Origin of the sequence: Streptomyces sp. NPDC060209, assembly GCF_042728155.1 — a bacterium.
Classification (GTDB): Bacteria; Actinomycetota; Actinomycetes; order Streptomycetales; family Streptomycetaceae; genus Streptomyces.
Window position 1 is genome coordinate 1 of sequence record NZ_JBHWZS010000086.1, and the last position, 22,581, is coordinate 22,581.

18 protein-coding genes and 1 pseudogene are annotated in these 22,581 nt (G+C 68.8%); 7 read left to right on the plus strand and 12 right to left on the minus strand.

Features of this window, described 5'->3' with window-relative positions; all coding sequences use genetic code 11:
- Positions 1-816 precede the first annotated feature (816 nt).
- The 3 genes from ACFWFI_RS18400 to ACFWFI_RS18410 all read right to left on the minus strand — a co-directional run bounded on the left by ACFWFI_RS18400 (position 817) and on the right by ACFWFI_RS18410 (position 4,550).
- Positions 817-1,953, minus strand: a complete 1,137-nt coding sequence (locus ACFWFI_RS18400) for a PQQ-dependent sugar dehydrogenase (RefSeq protein WP_387391037.1) — start codon at positions 1,951-1,953, stop codon at positions 817-819.
- A 437-nt stretch (positions 1,954-2,390) separates the two neighbouring features.
- Positions 2,391-3,323: a DUF3048 domain-containing protein gene (locus tag ACFWFI_RS18405; RefSeq protein WP_387391039.1), complete on the minus strand. Its 933-nt coding sequence runs from the start codon at positions 3,321-3,323 to the stop codon at positions 2,391-2,393.
- Positions 3,324-3,527: 204 nt separating this feature from the next.
- Positions 3,528-4,550, minus strand: coding sequence for a LacI family DNA-binding transcriptional regulator (locus ACFWFI_RS18410; RefSeq protein WP_387391088.1), 1,023 nt, complete (start codon positions 4,548-4,550; stop codon positions 3,528-3,530).
- A 243-nt stretch (positions 4,551-4,793) separates the two neighbouring features.
- On the opposite strand from ACFWFI_RS18410, the gene ACFWFI_RS18415 reads away from it, so the two are divergent.
- The 4 genes and pseudogenes from ACFWFI_RS18415 to ACFWFI_RS18430 all read left to right on the plus strand — a co-directional run.
- Positions 4,794-5,657, plus strand: a complete 864-nt coding sequence (locus tag ACFWFI_RS18415) for an ABC transporter permease (RefSeq protein WP_387391041.1) — start codon at positions 4,794-4,796, stop codon at positions 5,655-5,657.
- Positions 5,658-5,681: 24 nt separating this feature from the next.
- Positions 5,682-6,701: an ABC transporter substrate-binding protein gene (locus ACFWFI_RS18420; protein WP_387391044.1), complete on the plus strand. Its 1,020-nt coding sequence runs from the start codon at positions 5,682-5,684 to the stop codon at positions 6,699-6,701.
- Positions 6,698-7,534, plus strand: coding sequence for an ABC transporter ATP-binding protein (locus tag ACFWFI_RS18425; RefSeq protein ID WP_387391047.1), 837 nt, complete (start codon positions 6,698-6,700; stop codon positions 7,532-7,534). Before ACFWFI_RS18420 ends, ACFWFI_RS18425 begins: the two co-directional genes overlap by 4 nt.
- A 171-nt stretch (positions 7,535-7,705) precedes the next feature.
- Positions 7,706-7,873 (plus strand): annotated as a pseudogene (locus ACFWFI_RS18430) (epimerase); the annotation flags it as partial.
- 94 nt (positions 7,874-7,967) lie between these two features.
- Here ACFWFI_RS18430 and ACFWFI_RS18435 read toward each other — a convergent pair.
- Positions 7,968-8,825 carry a sugar phosphate isomerase/epimerase family protein gene (locus tag ACFWFI_RS18435; RefSeq protein WP_387391049.1) on the minus strand — a complete coding sequence of 286 codons (858 nt, stop codon included), beginning with the start codon at positions 8,823-8,825 and terminating at the stop codon, positions 7,968-7,970.
- Between the two features lie 4 nt (positions 8,826-8,829).
- On the minus strand, positions 8,830-12,327 hold the full coding sequence (locus ACFWFI_RS18440; protein WP_387391051.1) for a ThuA domain-containing protein: 3,498 nt from the start codon (positions 12,325-12,327) through the stop codon (positions 8,830-8,832).
- A gap of 617 nt (positions 12,328-12,944) precedes the next feature.
- Here ACFWFI_RS18440 and ACFWFI_RS18445 point away from each other — a divergent pair.
- Together ACFWFI_RS18445 and ACFWFI_RS18450 are read left to right on the plus strand one after the other, a co-directional pair.
- Complete coding sequence (locus tag ACFWFI_RS18445; RefSeq protein ID WP_387391054.1) at positions 12,945-13,208, plus strand: hypothetical protein; 264 nt, start codon at positions 12,945-12,947, stop codon at positions 13,206-13,208.
- Positions 13,209-14,032: 824 nt separating this feature from the next.
- The gene (locus tag ACFWFI_RS18450; protein WP_387391057.1) at positions 14,033-14,725 is read left to right on the plus strand and encodes an SCO2400 family protein; all 693 of its coding nucleotides are present in this window, start codon (positions 14,033-14,035) and stop codon (positions 14,723-14,725) included.
- A gap of 179 nt (positions 14,726-14,904) precedes the next feature.
- Here the strand turns inward: ACFWFI_RS18450 and ACFWFI_RS18455 are convergent, their stop codons facing one another.
- Together ACFWFI_RS18455 and ACFWFI_RS18460 are read right to left on the minus strand one after the other, a co-directional pair.
- A complete protein-coding gene (locus ACFWFI_RS18455) occupies positions 14,905-15,759 on the minus strand; it encodes a helix-turn-helix domain-containing protein (RefSeq protein ID WP_387391059.1) in 855 nt (284 codons plus the stop codon).
- The gene (locus tag ACFWFI_RS18460; RefSeq protein ID WP_387391061.1) at positions 15,756-16,544 is read right to left on the minus strand and encodes a peptidoglycan-binding protein; all 789 of its coding nucleotides are present in this window, start codon (positions 16,542-16,544) and stop codon (positions 15,756-15,758) included. Before ACFWFI_RS18460 ends, ACFWFI_RS18455 begins: the two co-directional genes overlap by 4 nt.
- A gap of 506 nt (positions 16,545-17,050) precedes the next feature.
- On the opposite strand from ACFWFI_RS18460, the gene ACFWFI_RS18465 reads away from it, so the two are divergent.
- Positions 17,051-17,518 (plus strand): hypothetical protein, encoded by a 468-nt coding sequence (locus tag ACFWFI_RS18465; RefSeq protein ID WP_387391063.1) that lies wholly within the window; start codon positions 17,051-17,053, stop codon positions 17,516-17,518.
- Between the two features lie 337 nt (positions 17,519-17,855).
- On the opposite strand, the gene ACFWFI_RS18470 is transcribed toward ACFWFI_RS18465, so the two are convergent.
- From ACFWFI_RS18470 to ACFWFI_RS18490, 5 genes are all read right to left on the minus strand, one after another.
- On the minus strand, positions 17,856-18,899 hold the full coding sequence (locus ACFWFI_RS18470; protein WP_387391065.1) for a M48 family metallopeptidase: 1,044 nt from the start codon (positions 18,897-18,899) through the stop codon (positions 17,856-17,858).
- 341 nt (positions 18,900-19,240) lie between these two features.
- Positions 19,241-19,633 (minus strand): VOC family protein, encoded by a 393-nt coding sequence (locus ACFWFI_RS18475; RefSeq protein WP_387391091.1) that lies wholly within the window; start codon positions 19,631-19,633, stop codon positions 19,241-19,243.
- 84 nt (positions 19,634-19,717) lie between these two features.
- Entirely contained in the window at positions 19,718-20,356 is a 639-nt protein-coding gene (locus ACFWFI_RS18480) for a hypothetical protein (protein ID WP_387391068.1), read from the minus strand.
- On the minus strand, positions 20,353-21,876 hold the full coding sequence (locus tag ACFWFI_RS18485; RefSeq protein ID WP_387391070.1) for an ATP-binding protein: 1,524 nt from the start codon (positions 21,874-21,876) through the stop codon (positions 20,353-20,355). The genes ACFWFI_RS18480 and ACFWFI_RS18485 overlap by 4 nt, the downstream gene beginning before the upstream one ends.
- Positions 21,873-22,556, minus strand: coding sequence for a response regulator (locus ACFWFI_RS18490; protein WP_387391073.1), 684 nt, complete (start codon positions 22,554-22,556; stop codon positions 21,873-21,875). The genes ACFWFI_RS18485 and ACFWFI_RS18490 overlap by 4 nt, the downstream gene beginning before the upstream one ends.
- Positions 22,557-22,581: the final 25 nt, after the last annotated feature.

Below are 22,581 nucleotides of genomic sequence, written 5' to 3' on the forward strand. Positions count from 1 at the left end.
GCCCGTTCCAGACCGCGGGCGACGGCCTCCACGGGGGTCGCGGTGGCGGGGGCCGCCGCGATGCCGTCGCTCAGCAGACGGCTCAAGCCCGCGACGAGGCCGAAGAGGTACGAACGGCTTGAGCCGACGGCCCCGCCCATGACCCGATCAACGGCAAGATCAGCTGAAAGCCGTATGGCGAGTTGCTGGGCCGCACCGCTGGAGAGTGCGCTGATCGGTGGCCGCATCTCTTCCCGGCATCTCTGGCCATCGACGCCTCACCGTAGGCGAGTTCACTCGCAGGGAGCGCGGCGCCCATGACCCCGGCGCGGGCGAGGAGTTCGCACATGACGATCGGCGGATTGCCGGTGGCGAGGGGAAGGGGGCGTTGGTCCAGGAGCCCGTCGGGCCCCTGGCCTCCACCCCGAATTCGGGGTGGGTCGTCCCGCGGGATGCCCACGTCGGCCGGTCAGTCAGTCCCGCCGAGCGCGCCGCCAGGGCCACGTCCAGCAGGATCCTGGATCGTGCACCGCTCGAGGACGCCGCCAGAGCGAGAGAGCCTTCGGTGACGCCCCATCCATCCCGGTCCGGCGGGCGGACTCAAGCATTCCCAGTGGTTTCGGTCTGGCTCTCCCGCCTGTTGCGGTCACCTTCGCCCATGTGGTTCGCACGTGGTCAGCTCGACGCAAACGGTGTGGTGGGACCGGCCGGCAGGCCGTATACGGCCTCCGCTGCCCGGGCACGCCCGTCGAGCGGGCCGGAGATCCCGGAGGTGCTCTCCGGCCCGCTCGGGGGACATGGCATTCGTCAGAGAGCGGCTTTGCCCTCCACCAGTCGTTACGCCGGGTCGATGCGGGAGATGCTGCCGGCTATTCCGAGGACGTACAGCTCGCCTTTGCAGCCCTGCACGAACGAGACCGTCTCGCCGCCGTTGACCCCCAGGTCGCTCACGCCGGTCACCTTGCCGTTCTCCATCTGCAGAGCGCGGACAGTGCCGTCGCAGTAGTCGCTGAACACGTACTGACCCTGGAGGTCCGGGATCGCCTTTCCTCGGTAGACGTATCCGCCGATCACCGAGCAGCCCAGCCCGGTGCGGTCGTATTCGTGGATCGGCGGCACGTGGTTCGCGGGCTCCGTGCCACCCCGGAACGGATGCGTGCCCTCCATCTGGGACCAGCCGTAGTTCTCACCGCCCTCACTGTCTCCCGGGGCCCAGTCGATCTCCTCCCAGTCGCTCTGGCCGACGTCACCGATCAGGAGGTCACCTGTGCCGGAGTCGAAGGAGAACCGCCACGGGTTGCGCAGCCCGTACGCCCAGATCTCGTCCCTGGCGTCCGGGTCGCTGACGAACGGATTGTCCGGCGGGATCGCGTACGGTTTGCCGCCGCTCGGATCGATCCGCAGCAACTTGCCGAGCAGCGTGTCGAGATTCTGCCCGTTGCCGTGCGGATCGCCGCCCGAGCCGCCGTCGCCGAGCGCGATGTAGAGGTAGCCGTCGGGGCCGAACTTGATGTCGCCGCCGTTGTGGTTCGAGTAGGGCTGCGTCTGGGTGAGGACGGTGCGCCGGGAATCGGGCTGGATCCTGCCGTCCCGCACGGCGAACTCATCCACGGTGCTTGTGCCTTCGAGGTTCGTGAACGAGATGTAGAAGTGCGCGAACCTCTTGTCGAATGCCACGCCCAGCAGGCCGCGTTCGCCGTCGGTGGTGGTCTCGCCGGATATGTCGAGGACGGGTTCGCCGAGCCCGGCGGCATTCAAGACCCGCACGGTGCCCGCGCGTTCGGCTATCCAGACCGTGCCACCGGGACCGGCGGTGCCGGCGGATGGATTCTGGGCCGTGGCCACCTTCTTGAGCACGACCTTCGCTGCCTGACGTGGGGCGGCGGGTTCGTCGGCGGACGCCGTGGTCAATGCGAGGGAAGCGACGAGGCAGATGGCGCCGATGATCGCCGAGCTTCTGGTGCGAACTTTCACCGTGACCTCCTGGAGGCGGCGAAGGGGGACGTCACCCGCTGTTCGGGGCAGGGTCAGGTGGGTGTCGCCCGCGCCAGCGCGCAACCTGAGTGGGGGGATAGTGCTACTGGCCACGGATGAGGATACTGGGACAGCGGCAGTTGGTATAGACCAAGTCCCCGTCCGTCTGCTTCTGTTCTGTCTTCCGCCGCGTGTGCCGGGCTCGTACGCCCCTCCCGGATCAAGACGAATCCGCAAGCCGGGAAGCAGGCCGGACCTCCAAGCCCCCCCAGCCCCACCGAGCCATCGCCCCCAAGGGCCGCCCGTGGCCGTCAAGCCATCCGCCAGATGCACACCGGCGAGGCACCGCGCACGATCATCGACATCGCCTGAGGCGGAGCCGTTTCGCCGTCACCGGGGCCGCCGGAATCCGCGTGTGCGGACTCCGGCGGCCCGCGTCACCTCGGTACGAGAACGATCCAGACCTGGCCAGTCGCGAATGTCATCGGCTCGCCGTCCCTGATGGTGAAGCCGGTCGCCGACCGGGCGGTGTTCCGCTCCCATGCCACGTCGTACGACTTGCCGTCACGCAGGACGGTCGCCGAGCCGGACCCCACGGTCGCGCTGAAGGGCGAGGTGTTTCCCCCTCGGTCCCGGAAGCGCGAAGGCTGCACGTCCACTTCCTGCAGGACCACTGTGGCTGCTCCGAGCCGGTCCCCGGAGGCCGTACGGGCCGGGGTGCCGTCCATGCTCACCAGCCACTGGTCCCGGTCCGCGGCCCAGGTGAAGGCGAACCGTGCCGACGGGTACGACACGGTGCGCCCGTTGACGGGGGTGCCGCCCGGGGGCGGGGCGGCGAAGCGGAGCCCGATGTCCTCGGCCGCGTTCACCCCGTTGGAGGCGTGCGGGATCTTCCCCGGGCGCAGGTACAGATTGTGCGGTGCGGCGCGGTCCCCGCTGCGGAAATAGGCGTCCGGTGCCTTCGACGGCGGCAACGCTTCGAGGGGGGCCGCTTCGATCGACGGCCGGAGGGCGGACTGGGCGCCCGAGTACGCGAGCGTGGGCTCGTCGAACTGCCGGAGAAGCTCCAGATCCGTCTCGCGAGCGCTGCGTACGGGGCCGATGACCGACGGCACGTCGGAGGAGTAGGCGGCGAGTATGCGGCTGAGGCCCGCCTCCACCTGCTCCACGTAGACGATGTCGGCCTTCTCGAGTCCGGTCGGCGGCCGGGCCGCGGCTACGTTGTCGATCTTCACGGCGAGGACGTCGGCGCGTGCCGTCGTGGGAGGTGTCTTCCCTCCGTCCGAGCTGTCGCAGGCCGCGGTGATGACGAGCGTGAGCGCGGCGAGTGCGGCCGCCGCGGTCGATCTCTTCGGTCCGTGGACAGGCATGGCTGCCGCCCCTTTCGAGCCGGCTCTTCGACACCGGCTCATGTCTGCTGCGGCGATGACTCTCCAGTCATCATCACGCAGAAGACCGGCCGGAGCGCCTCGGACCGCGCCGGAACTCCTCCGGTGTAGCCCTGTTCAAGGCGAAGGCCGTCCTGGCGGCCCTGGTTCCCGGCCCTCCGTCCGATCTCAGCCCCCCTTTGCCGGTCATCCCGCCGGGGGCGTGCCCGTGCTGGCCCGCAGGACGACCTCGCCGTCGACGCGGACCACCCGCGACCGATGCCCGCTTGCTGGTTCCCTCAGTGCAAGCGCGATGACGCTCTCGCCCATGGCGGTGAGCGGCAGTGCCACTGTCGTGAGCGGCGGCGACAGTTCCCGTACGAGGGGGATGTCGTCGAACCCCGCGAGCGACACGTCCCCGGGCACCTGCAGGCCCTCCTCCCGGAGTGCGGCCAGGGCGCCGACGGCCATCACATCGGTCACCGCGAAAACACACGTCGGTCTGGGCCCTTCGCGGGCGAGCAGCCGGCGCGCGGCCTGATGGCCGCCATCCCGGGTGAACGCGCCCTCCACGACCAGCTCGAGGGCGATGCCCGACTCCGCGAGCCCCTCCCGGAAACCGGTGAGCCGGTCGGAGACCGTCGTCAGCGACGGAGGTCCGGTGAGCACCGCGAACTTCCGGTGTCCGAGCGTCACCAGCGACCGTGCGAGTGCGGCGGCGCCGGCACGGTTCTCCGGCTGCACGGTGTCCACCCGCAGACTGCGGTGCCGGCTGACCACGGCCACCCGGCCGCCGACGCGTACGTACGGTGCCAGCTCGGCGTCCATGGCGCGCTCCCACGCCCGGTCCTGGAAGCCGGAGCCGATCAGCAGGATCGCCCGGGCCCGCTGGGCCCGCAGCATGGACACGTACGCGATCTCCCGGGACGGCTCACGGAAGGTGGAGGCCAACATCACCAGCAGGTCCTGCTCGGCCGCCGCCCGCATCACACCGCTGGCGACCCCCGCGAAGTACGGGTCGCTGACGTCGTGGCAGATGACGCCCACCGTACGGTTGCTGCCGGCTCCGGCCAGAACCTGTGCGTGGGCGTTCGGGATGTAACCGAGCCGGCCGGCCGCGGAGCGCACCCGCTCCCGCAGGTCGTCGCGGACCCGGGTGGTGCCGTTGAGCGCACGCGACGCGGTGGCGAGCGAGACTCCGGCCTCGCGGGCCACGGCGTCGAGGGTCACATGCGTCGCCGGTACGCGGTCCGGCGGAACCGGCCGGTCCGGTGCTTCCCGTTCACTCAACTCGACCCCCGAGGGTGCGGTGGTGGCAGAGCCCCGAACTTCGGGACGACCTATTGACCCTGCGTGCCATGAGTCATTAGCGTGGCCAGACCTTACCAGAAAGCGCTTTCTGAAAGCGCCTTCTCGGACACCTGAAAATAACCCCGCTCTCCACAACTCGCCCCCAAATGCAGGGAGTTTGCAGTGAGCCAGAGCGCTTTGGTCAAGAGCCCCGCAGAAGTTGCGGGAGTCACCCGGCGGGCAGGCCCCTCCGTGGGGGAGCGGCTCGCCCGCGCGGCCGAGCAAAGCTGGCGTCCCCTCGCGCTGCTGCTCGCGTGCTTCGCCGTCTGGTGGGTGATAGCAGCGGCCGAGCTCGTCGAGCCGTACCTCGTACCCTCACCCGGCGCGACGCTCGATGTGCTCACCGGCAAGACGAGCTATCTGTGGCAGCACACCTGGGTGACCACCTACGAGACGCTGCTCGGCTTCCTCATCGCGGTGGCTGTCGGCGTACTGGCGGCCGTCATCATGGTCTACTCGTCGACCGTCGAGCGGACGCTCTATCCGATTCTGCTCTTCGCGCAGGTCGTCCCGAAGATCGCGATCGCCCCGCTGTTCGTCGTCTGGCTCGGATTCGGAATCGCGCCGAAGATCCTCATCGCCGTCCTCATCGCCTTCTTCCCGGTGGTGATCTCCATGGTCACCGGCCTCAAGGCGGTCGACCCGGAGATGCTCCAGCTGTCGGCGACCATGGGCGCCAAACCCTGGCAGACCTTCGTGAAGATTCGCTTCCCGGCCTCGTTGCCCCATCTCTTCTCGGGGCTCAAGGTCGCGGTCACGCTGGCTGTGACCGGCGCGGTCGTCGGCGAGTTCGTCGGCGCCAACGAAGGACTCGGCTATGTGATTCTCCAGGCCAACGGCAATCTCGACACCCCGATGCTGTTCGCCGGGCTGCTCGTGATGTCCCTGATCGGCGTCGTCCTCTTCGTCGCCGTCGAGATCGCCGAGACCTTCCTGCTCCCGTGGCACGCCAGCCGCAGGGACACCTCTGCCACCACCTCGTACTGACTCGTTGTGAGAAGGGCCAAGCCCATGCATGCGCGCAGACTCCTGATCGGTGTCATTCCCCTCGCCCTGATGGTCACCGCCTGCGGCGGGAACGATCCGGCGACCACCACCAGCGACTCGGGCAAGAAGCTCGACCAGGTCACGCTGACACTCAACTGGTATCCGTACGGCGAGCACGCGCCGTTCTACTACGGCAAGCAGCAGAAGATCTTCGAGAAGCACGGCATCGACCTCACGATCCAGGCCGGCCAGGGTTCGCAGAAGACGGTGCAGGCGACCGCCGCCGGGCAGACCGACTTCGGCTGGGCCGACACCCCCGCGCTGCTTGCCGGGGTCGACAGCGGCGTCAAGGTGAAGAGTCTCGGTGTCTTCCTCCAGACCACCCCCGCCTCGGTGCAGTCCTTCGACGCCAAGGGCATCAAGACGCCCGCGGATCTGAAGGGGAAGACCATCGCGGGGACCGCGGGTGACGCGCTGTCCAAGACGTTCCCGATCTTCCTGAAGAAGAACGGGATAGGCGATTCGGACGTCAAGGTCCAGAACACCGACCCGGCGGGCAAGATCGCCGCGGTGATCTCGGGGAAGACGGACGGTCTGCTCGGCTATGCCAGCGACCAGGGCCCCACGATGCAGCACAAGGCCGACAAGCCCGTGTCGTATCTGCGCTTCTCCGACCACGGGTTGAACTTCTACTCCAACGGCCTGCTCGCCGGTCAGAAGATCCTGGCTTCCCAGCCCGATCTCGCCAAGCGCATGGTGCAGGCGGTCAGCGAGTCGTGGGCGGCGGCGGAGAAGGCCCCGGAGCCGGCCGTCAGCTCGATGGAGGGTGCCTCGGAGCAACTGCCGCCGAAGACCGTCCTGGCGGAGCAGTTCGCCACGACACTCACCCTGCTGCACACCGCCGCGACCCAGGGCAAGGCGCCCGGGGTCAACACCGACGCCGACTGGCAGCAGACCATCGACGTCTTCGCCGAGGCGGGCATGGTCAGCAAGCCCAAGGCCGTGTCGGACTACTGGGACCAGAAGTCGGCGCTGAAGGGATGACGATGTCGAAGGAGGACGCGAGGACGGTGCCGCCGCGGCAGGCGGACGGAGGTGTGACAGTCACCCCGGCCGTCGGGCTGACGGACGTCTCGGTCAGGTTCCGCGGCAGGGACCGCGATGTCACGGCGGTACATGGGGTGTCGCTCGATGTGAAGCCGGGCGAATTCGTCGCCATCGTGGGCCCCTCGGGATGCGGCAAGTCGACCCTGCTCAAGCTCGTCGCCGGACTGCTGAGCCCGTCCGCGGGCGACGTCCGGGTCGGCGGAGAGCAGGTCAAGGGGCCGCGCCATGACATCGGTTACGTGTTCCAGCGCGCCGCTCTCCTCGAATGGCGCTCCGCGCGCCGGAACATCCTGCTCCAGGCGGAGATCAGGAAGATGGCTGCGGCCGAGGCACGCGAGAGGGCCGACGCCCTGATCCGGATGACGGGTCTCAGCGGCTTCGAGGACGCGTACCCTCATGAGCTGTCCGGCGGAATGCAGCAGCGGGTGGCCCTGTGCCGGGCGTTGCTCCACGAGCCGCCGGTCCTGCTGATGGACGAGCCGTTCGGCGCGCTGGACGCACTGACGCGCGAGCAGATGAACATGGAGCTCAACCGGATCTGGCGGGAGACCGGGACCACCGTGCTCCTGGTGACGCACTCGATATCCGAGGCGGTCTACCTGGCCGACAGGGTGGTGGTGATGAGTCCGCGTCCGGGCACCATCACCGAAATCATAGAGGTGGGTCTGCCCGCCGAGCGCGAGTACAGCGAGACCCTCGGGCGCCCGGAGTTCCACGCGGCGGCAACGCACATCCGCGACCTGCTGGGCGCGGTCTCGGCGCACGACTGACACGGAGCGCCGGACCGGGGGAGCCCTCCGGTCCGGCGCCCGGAAGCACCACGTTCGGGGCAGGGCGGGCGCTGCGCCGGAAACACCGGTTCAGGACAGCGCGAACGCGTCCGCCGGCAGGTTCATCTGCGCGGTGAGCAGTGTGTCGGTGTCGGGCCACGCCACTGTCGAGGCGGCGCCGTGATGACCGAGGACCCTCCGTGGAAGGCGACCACACGCAAGGGTGCGATGCGTGCCGAGCTGGACGCCCGCTACTCGCAGCGCATGTCGAGGGCCGCCTCCGTGTCATTGCCGGGACGGTCGTCCGATCCCGTCGGACCGGCGTGCTCACGGTCGTCCCCGTACCGGGCGAGCCAACTGCTCGCCGCCCACTGAGAACGCGGACCGTCCCCGGGATGCGATGCACTCCCCCCGGGGACGGTCCGCGCACGCCTCAGTACCGCAGTCGCGACAGGTACGAATAGCTGGCGAGCGCCGAGGCGAACGGGTCAGCCGGCGCGTCGTGCTCGACCAGCCACTGCTTCACTCCGCCCCGTTTTGCCGTGTCGAACATCGCCGGGAAGTCCAGCACGCCCGACCCGACGTCCTCGAAGCCCCCGTCGGGTGCCATGTCCTTCACGTGGAGTGCGGGGAAACGCCTGGGATGACGTACGAAGAGCTCACCCGGGGCGGAGGCGCCGCCGTTCGCCGCCCAGTACAGATCCAGCTCGAAACCGACCAGGTGGGGATCGGTCTCGGCGAGCAGGATGTCGTACAGGCTCACCCCGTCCACGACCTCGTGATCGCTGCCGTGATTGTGATAGAGCAGCTTCAGCCCGGCGTCGCGCGCGACCTGTCCGGCTCTGTTGAACTCTTTGGCCACCTGCCGGTATCCGGCCGGAGAGTGGAGGGAGCCAGGCAGGCTGGGCACGACGATCCACCGACCGCCCAGAGTGTGAATGTCCTCCAGCGCCTGTGGCAGCCCGGCGCCTGTCACGATGTCGTACCCGACGTGTTCGAGGACCGCTTCGAGCCCGGTACCGTCGAGCATGCGACGGATGGCTGCCGCACTGTTGCCGTGCCGTCCGCTCACCCCGACCGTGGCGTAGCCGATCTCGGCGAGTCGCTCCAGTGTGCCCCCGAAGTTCGTAGCCAGCGGTGTGCGCATCGTGTAGAGATGCATGCCGATGCCGGACGGGGGGATGCGCCTGCGGCGGCCGGACGGCGCGGCCGAAGCCGGTGCCGTACCCACTGCTGCGGCTGCGGCGACGCCCAGTGCCGAACCGAGAAACGCTCTTCGTGTGCCGTTCATGCCGTCACTCCACTCCACTCACGTTGATCCGGACCGATCCGCTGCTGGTGTCTCCCTTGTCGTCGGTCACCGTCAGATGCGCGGTGTACGCACCTGCGCGGGCATACGTGTGCGTGGCGGTCGCGCCCTCCGGGGCGGCCGGATCCGAGTTGTCACCGAAGTCCCAGTGGTATGAGGCGATCGTGCGTCCGCTCACCGGCTTGACCACACTGCTCAGCGACACCGCGAGCGGCGCGTCACCGCCGGCCGGGGCCGCGCGCACGCCGACCTTCGTACCGGGCTTCTTCTCCACGCCGGTGCCGTTGAAATGCAGCCAGTCGACCGCGAAGAGGTCGGCCTTCTCGCTGCTCCATCCGGGGTTGGTGAACACCGCGTACAGCTTTACGCTGCTGCCGGGATTCTTGAGCGCCGTCGTCGGCGACACGGCTGAACCCCAGCCCCCGGTGTTCGGGACGGACGCCGAGCCGAGCAGCCGGCCGTCCGGTGAACCGGCCCGGAATTCGACCGTCCCGCCGAGGCCGCCGGAAGCCACGCCGACCGTCACCGACGTGATGTTCTTGAGGTTCACCGGATCGAAAGCGACCCAGTCGCCGTCCTCGATCTCCGTCAGACGCTTGCCGCCCGAGGCATCCGCACGGTCCGCGACCACCACACCGTCCTGCGGACCTCCGGTCGAGGTGAAGTGCTCCGCCTCCCGGAACGTGGTGCGCAGCGTCAGTGATGCCGAGCCGGTGAGTGCCGGGGATTCCGGGGCGCCCTTGTCGGTGTACTGCGCGGTGATCCCGTAGTAGAGGTTCTGGCCCGGCCCGTGGCTGTCACCGGCATCCGTGACGATCTCACCCGCGCACCCGGTGTAGTTGTCGAGCGGGTGCAGATGTGTGTCGTGGCCGAGCTGGGACTGCACCACGACCCGCGAACAGTCGATCGGCGCGTCCTTGCCGTCCTCCTTGTCCTTCACCTTCACGGTGAAGGGGATGGTGTCGCCGAAGCTGAACATCCCGCCGTCCGGCGGCTGTTGGATCGACACCTGTGGCCTGTTGTTGCCGACGGTGATGTCCTGGACCGCGAGCCCCGTCAGACCACCCGGCGCGGTGACCGTGAGGCGCGCCGTGAACAGGCCCTTGGTCCGATAGGTGTACGAAGGGTTGGCCTCGGTCGAGTCGGTACTGCCGTTCCCGTCGAAGTCCCAGGCGTACGTGACCGATTGCTCGCCGGGAAGACCGGAACCGGCGCTGGAGAACGCGACGGTCAGCGGGGCTGAGCCGTTGTCGCGGTCGGTGGTGATCTTCGCGTCGGGCAGCCGGCCGTCACCGACGTAGTCGATGCGGTAGATGCCCGCGCCCTCATTGCTGCCACCGCGGCCCGTACCGCTGCCGAGCCCGAAGTCGATGACGTACAACGCCCCGTCCGGGCCGAAGTCGGCGTCGAACGGCTGATTCCACTCCATGTCCCCGAAGACGCCGTTGATGGACTGGAGATCGCCGGCCGCCACAGGAGCGAATCTCGGATCCGAGAACGTCTGGTCCTCCCGCTGGAAGGAGAAGGTCTTGAACCAGCGCCGCGTCAGCTCGTAGTTGATCCACTTCCCCTCGAAGTACTCGGGGAACTTGGTGCGGTAGGTGTTCTCGGGGTCGTAGTCGTAGACGGGACCGCTCATCGGGCCACCGCCCCCGGTGCCGAGCTCCGGGAACTCGGCGGACGCGGAGTACGCGTACCAGACTGTTGCCGGCTTGGCGGGGGGCAGTTGCCGCAGACCGGTGTTGTTCGGCGAGTCGTTGACGAGCGCGGCACAGTCGAAGGCCGGGCCCGAGGTCTTCGTCGTGAAGTCGTAGTCACTGAACGGGGTGTTGTCCCCGATGCAGTAGGGCCAGCCGAAGTTCCCCGCCTCAGTGATCCGGGTGTACTCAACCGTGCCCTCGGGCCCGCGGCCGGCAACGGCTTCCCTGGCGTCGGGGCCGTAGTCCGCGACCATGAGCGCCCCGCTCAGCGGATCCGTCGTGATCCGGAACGGATTGCGCATGCCCATCGCGTATATCTCCGGGCGGGTCTTGTCCGTGCCCGGCGCGAAGAGATTGCCCTCGGGCACCGTGTACGTGCCGTCGTTCTCGGGAGTGATCCGCAGGACCTTGCCCCGCAGATCATTCGTGTTGCCGGAGGTGCCCTGTGCGTCCCAGGCACGGCGGCCTTCGCCCTCGTCGATGGGCGCGAAGCCGTCGGATGCGAATGGATCCGTATTGTCGCCCGTCGCCGCGTACAGATTTCCGGCCTTGTCGAAGGCCAGCGAACCTGCCATATGCGAATTGGCCCTGCCCTCGCCCCGGAAGGTCGGAATGGTCAGCAGACGTTTCTCGGACGCGGGGTCGACGGTTTTCCCGGAGGCGGTGAAGCGGGAGAGGTTCAGCCGCTTCTCGGTCTTGTCGGAATGCAGCAGATAGAGCCAGTTGTTCTCGGCGAACCCCGGGTCGAGCGCGAGTCCGAGGAGCCCGTCCGACTGACTGGTCATCTCCGGCGTGTACGCGAAGTCCAGCGCCGTGGACACCTTCATGGTCTCCTGGTCGATGACCTTGAGCTTCCCGGTGCGCTGGGCGAAGAACACCCGGCGGTCGGGGGCGACGGCCAGTTCGAACGGGTCGGCGAGATCGCTGGTGGCCAGCGCGGTGCGCTGGAACGAGCCTGTCCGGTTGGCCGTGCAGTCACCCTCCTTGGCACCCGCGGCCCATTCGATGCCGCCCAGCAGGTGTTTGACGAAGCCCTCCTCCTGGAAGGCCGAGGCCGCATGGCCGCCCGCGGTGAACCAGGAACGCCCGCCGTCGTAGTTCTGGCACCAGGACCACGGATGGTCCACACCCTCGTCGAGACCCGTGATGCCGTCGCGCACCTTGATCTGCGCGAGGGTGTGCACCTTGGAGGTCGGATTGGTGCGCCAGTTGTACCACTCCTCGGTACGTTCCCAGAGGTCGGGAAGGTCCTTGGTGGAGGGGTGTGCGTGGTCCAGGACCTTGACGCGTCCGGTCTGCACCGCGGGGTGCTGGTCGAAGATGGCGCCGACCAGACCCTCGTACCAGTCCCAGTCGCGCTCACTGGCCGACGCGGCGTGCAGGCCGACCCAGCCGCCTCCCGCCCGGATGTACTTCTGCATGGCGGCACGCTCGTCTGCGGTCAGCAAGTCACCTTTCTCCGGTGTGGAGTTGGTGTTGTTGAACACGATGGCCTGGAATCGGGCGAGGTCGGTGTCGTTGAAGACGGCAGAATCGTCCGTCGCCTCGACCTCGAATCCGTTCTCGGCGCCGAGCTTCCTGACCGCCTCGATCCCGGCGGGAATCGAGTCGTGGGTGAAGTTCGTGACCTCGGAGTACACCAGAACGCGGAACGGCGCCGCCTGGGCTCTCGGTGGCGATGCCACCAGCATGCCGAGGATCAGTGCCAGAAGTGCGGTGAGGGCTATGAGGGGCGTGGGGAATGCGCGGGACGCGGGACTGCTCCGTAACGGGCGACTGCTCATTGGGCGCTCCCTGTGCGGTTGAAGCCGACTGTGGGGTGTAGAAAGCGCTTTCTGGAGTGCGTTGTTCAGAGTAGGTTCACGTCTTCGGCGGGGTCAATGGGTCGGCAGCGCTCGGTGGGACTTCCCGCGATTGCCAGTGCCGGGCACCACGCTCGAACCGACCGCAGCCGCCGGAGCTCACCGGATCGGGGACTGTGGATGACCACCACCGCCGATGATGGTCCAGCCACGAATCTGCCCGAACTCACGCCCCACCACCTGGGCCGCGCCTACCATTGGTGCAGGGCGGTACCCTCTCCCGCCCGTACCCCGAGGGGCCTGCGATGACCGCATTGACCACTGATCACACACCGGATTACCCGCCGCGGACACCGCCCCCACCGAAGCGCCCGCTGTCCCCGCCACGCCCCGAGACGCTGCTGCCCGACGCGCTTGCACGCGACCCGGCGCCGCGCCCCGCCAAGGGTCTGTCCCAGTCCGTTCGGCGTGGGGTGACGATGGCGAACCGGCGTGGCACCAATTGGGTACTGGAGTCTGCACCATGGGCTGCTGGGAAAGCCCGGACCCTGGTGACGGGGCAGTTGGCGAAGTGGGAATACCGGCCGGCCCTGGACGCAATGTCAGCGGTGGAGGCGGTGGTGACGCTCCTGGTCGATGCCGCAGTCGCGGACCGCGGAACCAGGGTCACGGTGCACCTGTCCGACCAGGGCCGACAGGTGTGCATCCTGACGCTCTCCCACCAGATGCCTGCCGCCTCGCCGGCGACGGACGACAGCGACGATGACGTGCTGCACCGCATCACTGCCCACCAGGCGGTTACCGGCTGCGGCACCGACACAGGGCCCGACGGCCGGCGTACCTGGGCTGTCCTCGACCTCTGAAGCCGCTCGCTGTCTGCCGGTAAAAACGTCGACATCTGCGCCTGCGGGAATGCTGCGCAGATCGGGTCAGACCCGGCGGCGGATCTCCAGGAACGTTCCCGCCTCAGAGTGGAAGCGGCGGCGAATCTGCACCCGCTCGGGCGGAGCAAAGGTGCTGCTGCCCCTCGGCGCTGAAGGCGAACTCGCCCGTGACGGTCGTCTGGGGCACCCGTGCGTGCGGGGCGACCGTGTCCGCGTCGGGCACCGGTTCCTGCTCGCAGGGCAGCGGAAGCCCTCAACGGAAACGGAGCAGATCTGCATCCACGCCTCAACTCGACAACGACGGAACGGGATTGGATGGACTGCGTCAGGCAGCGGCACTGCTGACCAGACGGGATGCGGCCCAGCAAGCCCATCACCGGGACGACACCATCAGAGCCGCCGAGGGTGGTCATCCGGAGTGGCCCCGGGCGCCGCCGTTAGGCGAACTCGGCGCGGATGGGTCTGTCTGTCCCGTCCTCGCTCAAGGAATCCACGCAGGAGCATCACACAGGCTGCACACAGCCTTTCGAAAGCCTCGTTAGCGTGGTGGCTCCTCGATCCCCTATGCGAAACATGACCAGGCCGTGACCCAGGTGGGCCGACGGTGCAGTCCGCTCAGGAAGACCAGAAGACCGCAGATGGATTACTGCTCCTCGTGCCGTCGGCATCTCAACGGCGCCCTGGTGTGTCCCGGGTGTGGCGCCTACGCCCCGGACATCGCCCCGCCCGCCACCGACCGCCGCATCGGTTCCGCTCCGGCAATGACGGGTGCCCCACCGGCCACAGACCCTCACCGGGGAATCATGGCCTCCGGCACGTGGAAGGACAGGTCCCTGGACAGCGAGGCGGAGTCCAATTCTGTCAGGGACGTGCCCCTGTACGCCCCCGCCGACGTCGACGGCCCGCCGCCCGCGCAGCAGGGGCGGGCAGCACGCCGTCGCCAGCTCGCCCGCTGGAAGAAGAACAAGCACCGGGCGGCGATCGCGGGTGCTTTCGCACTTGTCGGAGGCGGCCTGACCGTCGCCTCGATGAACCAGCACTCCACGGACCGGGTCCAGGCGGCCACAGCACCGGACCAGCGGAGTATGGGTGCCGTGGAGGAGCAGACGCCTGAGCAGAATCCTCCGGAGTCCACACCAGCCGCCACTCAGCGGACTCACCGGTCGTCACACGCCCCCTCCCAGCCGCAGCCGCAGCCGCCGACGACCAACGCCCCGCGACAACAATCCCTTACGGCCGCTCCCAGCACGCTGCCGCCGATCGCTCACCCGGATGCCGCCGCGCCTCCCCGTCAGGCTGCCACGTCGATCCCGCAGCCGCAGAGCACCGCCGAGTCCGCCGACGACACAGCCCCCGAGCGATCCGATGTGCCGACGGAGCAACCGCCGGCGCCCGCGCCCGCCGAAAGCACGCAATCGGGCGCGTCCCGGACCGACCCCGCATTGATATCGACGTCGCCGACGGAGATATGCGTGCTCATGGTGTGCCTCAGCTGACCATTCCGACACGGTCCAAGTAACGAGTGGAGCAGGACCGTTCGCGGAGGAGGGTGAAGCCGGGTCCGGACGCCCTGAGCTGCAGGGCAGGGTGAGCCCGGCGATGACGGCATCGCGGTCACGGTCGATGCCTGCTGCCATGGTGTGGAGGCCGGTTCTCCTGCACAAGCCACTACCGATCAGGACCTGGAACCAGTGGCGGCGGCCTCGCCCACACGGGCCTCGGCGCACTCCCGTTCGCTGTCGGCCGACGCGGGCCGGAAGCAGGCCCGGACGGTGCTGCCGGGTTGGGCTGCGGTCATCCCGGTGTACACGTAGGTTTCCGCGTCGACAGCGTCCATGATGCGCACGCTGTGGGACGGGCCGCCCGCCGTGACCTCCACCCGGTCGCCGATCCGGGCCCCCCACACCCGGGCCCAGCTTGCGCCACACTTCTTGCTGTAGCGCAGCTCCACGTGGGCGCCGGTGGTGGTGCGGTACGTGGTGAGGGTGCCGGGGCCGATACCGCAGAGCATGCGCATCGGGTCCCGGCCCTCGCAGGCGGCGCCGTGGCATTGGGGAGCGAGAGAATACGGGGTCGAGGCCGACAGCGGTTCACCCTCCCGGGCCTCCCGGTCGGGCAGCAGGAAGAGCACCAGTGCCACACCACCGACGACCACGGCACACGCCGACGCCAGCACCACCATGAGTCCGCTCATGCTGCCGCGCGGCCGCCTGGTCCCCGAAGGCGACGGCGGTTCCTGCAGCTGCGGCCGCAGCTCCTCGGCTGCAGGGACTGGGGCGGGAACAGCCGCGCGTCCGCTCCAGTCCGACTCGGCGATCTCCCATAGCGCCAACAGCCGCCCGTCCGGTTCCTTTGCGACCTGGCACAGCTCCCGCACAGCCTGACGAGGGGGCAGGCTCTTGCCGTTGAGGTAGCGCTCCCACGAGGACTTGCTGTACGTCGTGCGTTGCGACAGCGCCGCCAGGCTCAGGTCCGTCCGGTCCCGCAGTTCCCGCAGCACCGCGGTCAGCCGGGTGTGCTCCGCAGTCACTTCGCAGCCGCCTCCCGTAGGGCCTTCCAGGTGTGCGGGCCGATGACACCGTCCACGACCAGCCCCTCCCGCTTCTGGACGCGCTCGACCGCGTGCTGGGTCTGTGGGCCGAAGATGCCGTCGATCTCTCCCGGTGCGATGCCCGCCCGACGCAAAAGGCACTGAGCCTCGGCCACCACCGGCCCCACGTGGGTGTACGCCAGGATGGTGTCGGTGGTGCGGCTGAGGCCCGCGTACCAACGGCCGTCACGTTGCTCCAGTCGGCATGTGTAGAGGACCGGTACCAAGGACTCCGACACGATGGCCGGCGTAGCCCCGACCATGCCGGCGCGTTCGTCCGCGAGCTGGGTGCGGGCGTCGGCAAGCTGCACGGCCAGCAGGACGGCCGTGGAGACGGACAGCGCCAGGGCCACCGCTCCCGCCGCGACCAGGGCGCGCGGGTAACGCCCGTACGGCTGCTGCTCCGCGGGCGTGGGAACCGGTGTCACCGGGGCGCCGACAGCGGTGACATTGCGTCCCTCTGCCCAGCGTTCGGTGGCGATCTCGTGCAACGCCAGAAGCCGGGTCGGATCGTCACCGCCGTAGCGGGCGATCGCCTCGACGGCCTCCCGGGGCGGCAGTGACCTGCCGTTCAGATACCGCTGCCACGATCTCGCGCTGTACCCGGTCCGCGCGGCCAGTTGCCGCGTGCTCAGTCCATCGCGGTCCTTCAGCCTGCGCAATCTCACGATCAACTGATGCACGTGTGGGTGCAGTTCAGTGGGCAGTTCTTTCCAACGCGACATGTTCCCCCCCGCTCGCGTCCGGGACCATGAGTCCGGCTCCCCGTTTGCCGGCCTCATTCTGCATCATCAGGGCGCTCACGGAACGGCGGTCCCGCCCCGTGCGGAATCGGCCGTCCCCTGCTCGCAGTCGTCCCGCTGTACGGACCCGGCGGGCGACGTCACAGCAGGTCAGTGCCTGGGACGTCCCGGGATGACGCCACTTCCACGTCAACTGTGGCCTGACACCGCGCGAACCCGCAGTCTGGTTGCGGAGCCGGCCGGTGCTGTCGGCTCGGTTCATCGCACGTCACTGACAGGACAGCATGCGAGCTCTCACGAAGGCACGCGTCGGTGCCGCCGCCGAGGTCGGGACGCCGCCGGCGGCCTGGCCGTCGTGGGCACGGCCATGGCGGCCCCCGCGCCGGCCCAGCAGCAGACAGCGAGCACTGAGACCATCGCACAACCGCAGCCTCGCCGCCCTCGCCGCGGGAGGCCCATGCGTCACTGGCAAATCAAAAGGGGATTTCATGAGGTACAAGCGTGTGCGCCGACTCGGCACCACCGGCGCATTGGTCGCCGCGGCGCTCGGCACGTCGATCGTCTTCACCCCGTCGTCGGCATCCGCAGCCGGCGATTGGTGGTGTTACGGCGCCCAGGTCAAGCGCTGCGTCACGGTCTGGTGGGACGAGACCGCCGACACCTACCGAGCACGGGCGAAGATCACTGACGTCGCCGGTGGCGGCAGCTACCAGGTCAAGGTCAACAACGTGAAGCTCCAGCGCACCAGCAGCACCGGTGGCTACGTAACGCTGCGCTCCACCACGGACAACGACGGCTGGCATGACGCCGAGGACTTGGCCGGCACCACCACCGTCAACCCGTGCGCCTGGCCACAGCAGAGTTTCAGTGTGGTGGCGACGTTCAGTTGGAAGGGCGCGTCCTCCGGCGTGAAGACTTGGCGTCCCAACAACGCGTGGGGCCATCTCTGCGACTGACCCGCCGAACGCCCCGGCCCGACGCGGACCGATGCCGGGCGGATGTGTCTCCCTTCGGCATGCGCCAAGCACCCCGCGACCACCCCTTCGCCAAAGCAACTCCCACTCCACAGCGAGAAGGCCCTACCCGAGGTTGTTCGCAGCGTTCGAGGGCGGGAGGTGTAGGGCAACCGCGCGGCCGGGGGAGCAGAGCGTAATACGGAAGCGGACCGGGTACTCGGCGCACTGATCGGTGTGCAACTGGCCGGGCGACTCGCCGTGCACGACACGGCGAGTGCGCGTGCGACAACAGCCGGCGCACGAGTGAACCGCTGCTCAGCTCACGGCTGTTGTGGCATCAACCGTCGAAGCCGTCCCGGATGATTTCTTCAGCGAGCAGACGACGCACCGCGGCAAGCTCTCCGGAGATTCGCCTCTCGTGCTCGTCACTCATCACCACGGTCGCCGGGACGGGTGGACACGTGAGCAAGCGTTCGCGACGAAGATGAGTGGGCGGGTGGCTGGAGTCGACACGATGTCCCCTCGCCGCGCCGACCCGCCGCCTGCGTTCGTACTCGTGTTCCGGGACTGATTCCACGTCAGTGGCGAGAACCTCCCACAGCTTCTCCGCTCCCTCTACGGCCCGGCTGGAGCCACGGCGTCCACCACGGGGCTTGTTCGCCTCACGCCGCAAAGTCGTGGCTGCCGACTCCGCGACCAGGAGCCTGTCCATGAATTCCACCGCCGCTTCGGTCGAACCGGCACGGCCCGCGAACGAGTCGGCCAGGTACTCGCCGCGCCGAGCGACACTGGAGGTCAGCCGGTCGAGTATCAGCAGCACACCCCGGATCAGCCGGCGCGGCACAAGGTAGACCAGGTTGACGACTATCTCTACGGGGGTCGGATCGGCTGTCGGCGCCAGGTAATACCGCCAGGTGAGCAGTGAACGGTACGCGGTCGCGATGATGAGCCCACGGCGGGTGTCGCCGTTGCTGTAGTGACCGAGCTCGTGACCCAGCAGGGCGATCCTCTGTTGGGGCCTGAGCATCTCCCACAGGGGCAGGCCGAGCGTCAGGACGCGCTGACCGCGTAGACCGCAGGTCATCACGCTCGCATTGATGTCAGTGTTGACCACGATCACGTCCACGCTGCGCGTTCCGGCCACCTCGGCGACCTCGTCGACCAAGCTGTGCAGTGAGGGGGCATCGTCGCGGCGGATTACCTGCCCGTCATTGGGCAGCCGAGTCAAACGGGGCCTGAGAGTCCACGCGAGAAGCAGAAGCACTCCGCCCAGCAAAACGCCCAAGCCGCCCCATCCGCGGACGACGCACCAGAGCGCACATGCGATCAGGACCACTGTCACGGCGTGCACGGCAAACGCGATGGCATAGGCGAAGACCACGGACAGGCCCCCTCCGCTGCGCGCCGATTCCCCCTCGCTCATCTGCGCCAGAAGCCTCTCGCCGTCTCGGCGTGCCCTGGAACTCCGCGCCCTGCCGGATCTTCCCTCTTCCTCCTCCGGTGCATCCGGATCGACATTCCAGTTGCACTCTCTGCACCACGTGGTGAATCGAGGGTCGGTGCGAATCTCTGTCCCGCACTCCGGGCAGGGCTGACATGTTTCTTCTACGGCGACACGCATCGCAGCGCTTCCCCTTCCCCACGGCCCCTCCCCAGAGGCCGTCCGTACATGACATGGCGAAGCTGATCATGAAGGTGCGTGTGCGTAAAGACCGACGCGATCTACTCGTTGCCCTCCGGGTCTGCCATGACCACCCAGTTCCGGTCCGAGCCTTGGCCCACATCCGTCCTGGTGGCGCCGAGGCCGAGCGGTCTGGTCATCTCGTCCTCGGTGCCGCCGTCGATCGGGCTGACGTCGAGGTGAAGCCGGTTCGCGGTCCTGTCCTCGGGCACCTGGACGAACAGCAGGGTGGGCGGCATCTGGCGGGCCCTGACACCCTCAACGGCCGGCACCCAGGAGCCGATCTCGGCCTTGCCCTCGCTCCGGTCGATCACCTCGGTGCCGCCGGAACTCCAGTCCCGGGTGAGTCCGGCGGTCGCAGCGTCGAGGTCTCGGAGTTCACGAAATGCGGGTTCTGGCTCAGCTTCTGTGGTCCATCCTCGCTGCGCAACTATTGATCTTCATCGAGCCGTCGGCACGGCCTGGCGAGGCTCAGGGGTGGCGGCAGGAACACCGCGTATCGCGCGCCTGCGGGCCATTCAGCTCGGATCTACTTCGGCCACGCCCGGCGTCGGCGTCTTCGACGGCGTCCTGGTCCGTGCCGGATTCAGCCAGGTGTCGCAGCGCTCAGGCGCCAGCGCACCGTCCGTACCCCGAAGTGCCACGATGACCCCGCCGTCCGGGCTCTCGGCATAGGCGATGGTGCAGACGAGCTGACGTCTGGCCGGCTCGGTCAGGCCACCCAGGGGAGCCGCTACGACGACGACGGCCGTGTCCCCGGCGGGCGAGATACGGGCGTCGGCGGCCAGGGCGGTCAGGGACGGATCATTGCGCAAACCGGCCCGGCGCTCCGCCTCCTGGGGGCCCGCCACCAGTGCGGCGATGGTCTTCACGGTCGGCGGCCGTGCGCCGGGGTCTGCCGAGCCCGTCTTGTCGTCGGCCTCGAGGGTGTACTCCTCGCCGAAACCCGCCGCGTCCCCGCCGCCCACGATCCGAGGCACCGGGATCAGGACGCCGTCGGGGGAGAGGAAGAAGAGCAGCATGCGGACCTGCCGCGCCGGGAGCACGTCGATGGTGGCCGGGCCGCTCGCCCCTATGACATCCGTCTCCTGGATGCCGCACGCGGTGAGTGCCGCCAGCGCCGCCACCGCTGCGGCAGGTCGGAGCAGCTGCCTCATTCCGGTGCCTCCCCTTCGCGGCGGGCACGCAGCGGTAGTTCGACCGTGAAGACCGCGCCGCCTTCCGGTCCGTTGGTGGCGCGGACGGTACCACCGTGCAGCCGCACGTTCTCCTGCGTGATGGCAAGTCCGAGCCCGCTGCCGACCGAGCGGCTGCGGGCCGCGTCGGCCTTGTAGAACCGGTCGAAGATGTGCGGAAGCACCTCCGGCCGGATACCGGGGCCGTTGTCGGTGACCTCTGTGATCAGCACGTCCGCACCATCCGCGGCCGTTCCAGTGTCAAGTCGCACGGTGACGGGCTCGCTGCCGTGCCGCAGCGCGTTGCCGATCAGATTGGCTACCACGACGTCGAACCGGCGCGGGTCGAGGCGGATCCGGATGCCCTCGCGCAGTTCGGTGCGGACGCGGTTGTCCCAGTGCCGGTGGTGGAGGGTCTTGCGGACGGTTTCCGCCGCGTCGACCTCGTCGGTGTTCAGCTCGGCGGCGCGGGCGTCGAACCGGGAGATCTCCATCAGGTCCTCGACGAGCACGGCCAGCTTGCCGGTCTCCGCGCTGATCAGCCGGACCGCCCGCGCGGTGTCGGGGTCGAGGCCGCCGGCGTCCTCGTCGAGGACCTCGGTGACGGCCAGCATCCCGGCGAGAGGGGTCCGCAGTTCGTGCGAGACGTCGGAGGCGAACCGGCGGGCACGTGCCTCGGCCTGTTGGAGCGCGTCGACGGAGCGTTCCAGCAGGGCGGCCGATTCATTGAACGTACTGGCCAGGTCGGCGAGTTCGTCGCTGCCCCGGACCTGGATACGGGTGTCCAGGCGGCCGCTGCCCATGGAACGGGCCGCCCTGTTCAGCGTGCGGACCGGGCGCAGCACACTGCGCGCCGCGATCAGTGCGGGCACGAGGGCGATGGCGAGGCCGGGCAGCGCGCCGTTGCGGGCGGCGGTGAGAAGGGCGTCGACATCGTCCTGTTCGTCCGTCATCCTCATCACCGCGAACAGGAGGAGCCCGGTGGGCAGGCTGCTGCCGCTCACGCTGGTTCTGGTGACCACGGGGATGCCGATGGTGAGGTAGGGGACATCGTTGCTGACGACCCGCTGGAAGCCGCCGTGCGGTGTGGACAGGGTTATGCGGCGAAGCTCGGGGGTGACCACCGACGAGGTGGGTCTGGTGCCGGAGGAGACGCGCAGCGAACCGTACTCGGCAAAGACGATCCAGGGGTGCGGTTTCGCCTTGCCGGCGATGACGAAGAGCGACTCCCGGAGCGTGTCGGGGTCCACCGGCAGCGTGGGGGCCAGCGTTTCGGCCTGCTCGCGGAAGGACGTCACCGCGGTGTCCTGCGCCCCGGCGAGGACGGCGTTGCGCGCCTCGCGGTAGGTGAGCGCGGCGGTCGTCCCTGCGCTGACCGCGGCGACCAGCAGGAACGCCACGACGAGGCGGGTACGCAGCCCGAAGGGGGCCGCCCGACGTCGGCGGTCGGGGCGCGGAGCGGGGGAGACGGCGCGGGAGGAGCGGGCGCCGGTGAGGGTCACAGCGGTCCGAAGCGGTAGCCGAAGCCCCGCAGGGTCTGTATGTAGCGCGGGGTGCCCGGTGTGTCCTCGATCTTGTTGCGCAGCCGCCGTACGCAGGCGTCCACGAGACGCGCGTCGCCGTGGTAACTGTGCTCCCACACGTGCTCCAGCAGTTGCTGACGGCTGAACACCTGCTCGGGCGCAGCCGACAGGTGGAGGAGCAGCTTCAATTCGGACGGGGCGAGCGCGACGCGATCCCCCTTCTTCACCACCGTGAGCCCGGCGCGGTCGACGGCGAGATCGCCGTGGAACTCCACGGCGGGCCGGCCGCCGCCGGGCGCCTCGATCCTGCGCAGCACGGCACGGATACGAGCCTCGATGACCTCGGTGCGGGCAGGTTTGACGATGTAGTCGTCGGCACCGGCCTCCAGGCCGATGACGACGTCGAAGTCGTCCCCGCGGGCGGTGAGCATGATGATCGGCAGCTGGCTGTCCTCCCGCACCTGGCGGCAGACCTGCACCCCGTTCATGCCCGGGAGCATCAGATCGAGCAGAAGCAGATCCGGCCGGAACTCGCCGAGAGCCACGAGCCCGGCCTCGCCGGTGGCGGCGGTCCGCACCTCGTGGCCGCGGCGGCGCAGTCCGAGCTCGACCCCTTCGCGTACGGAGGGGTCGTCTTCGATGAGGAGCACGCGTGGCATGGGCACAGTATCCCTGGGAGCCGGA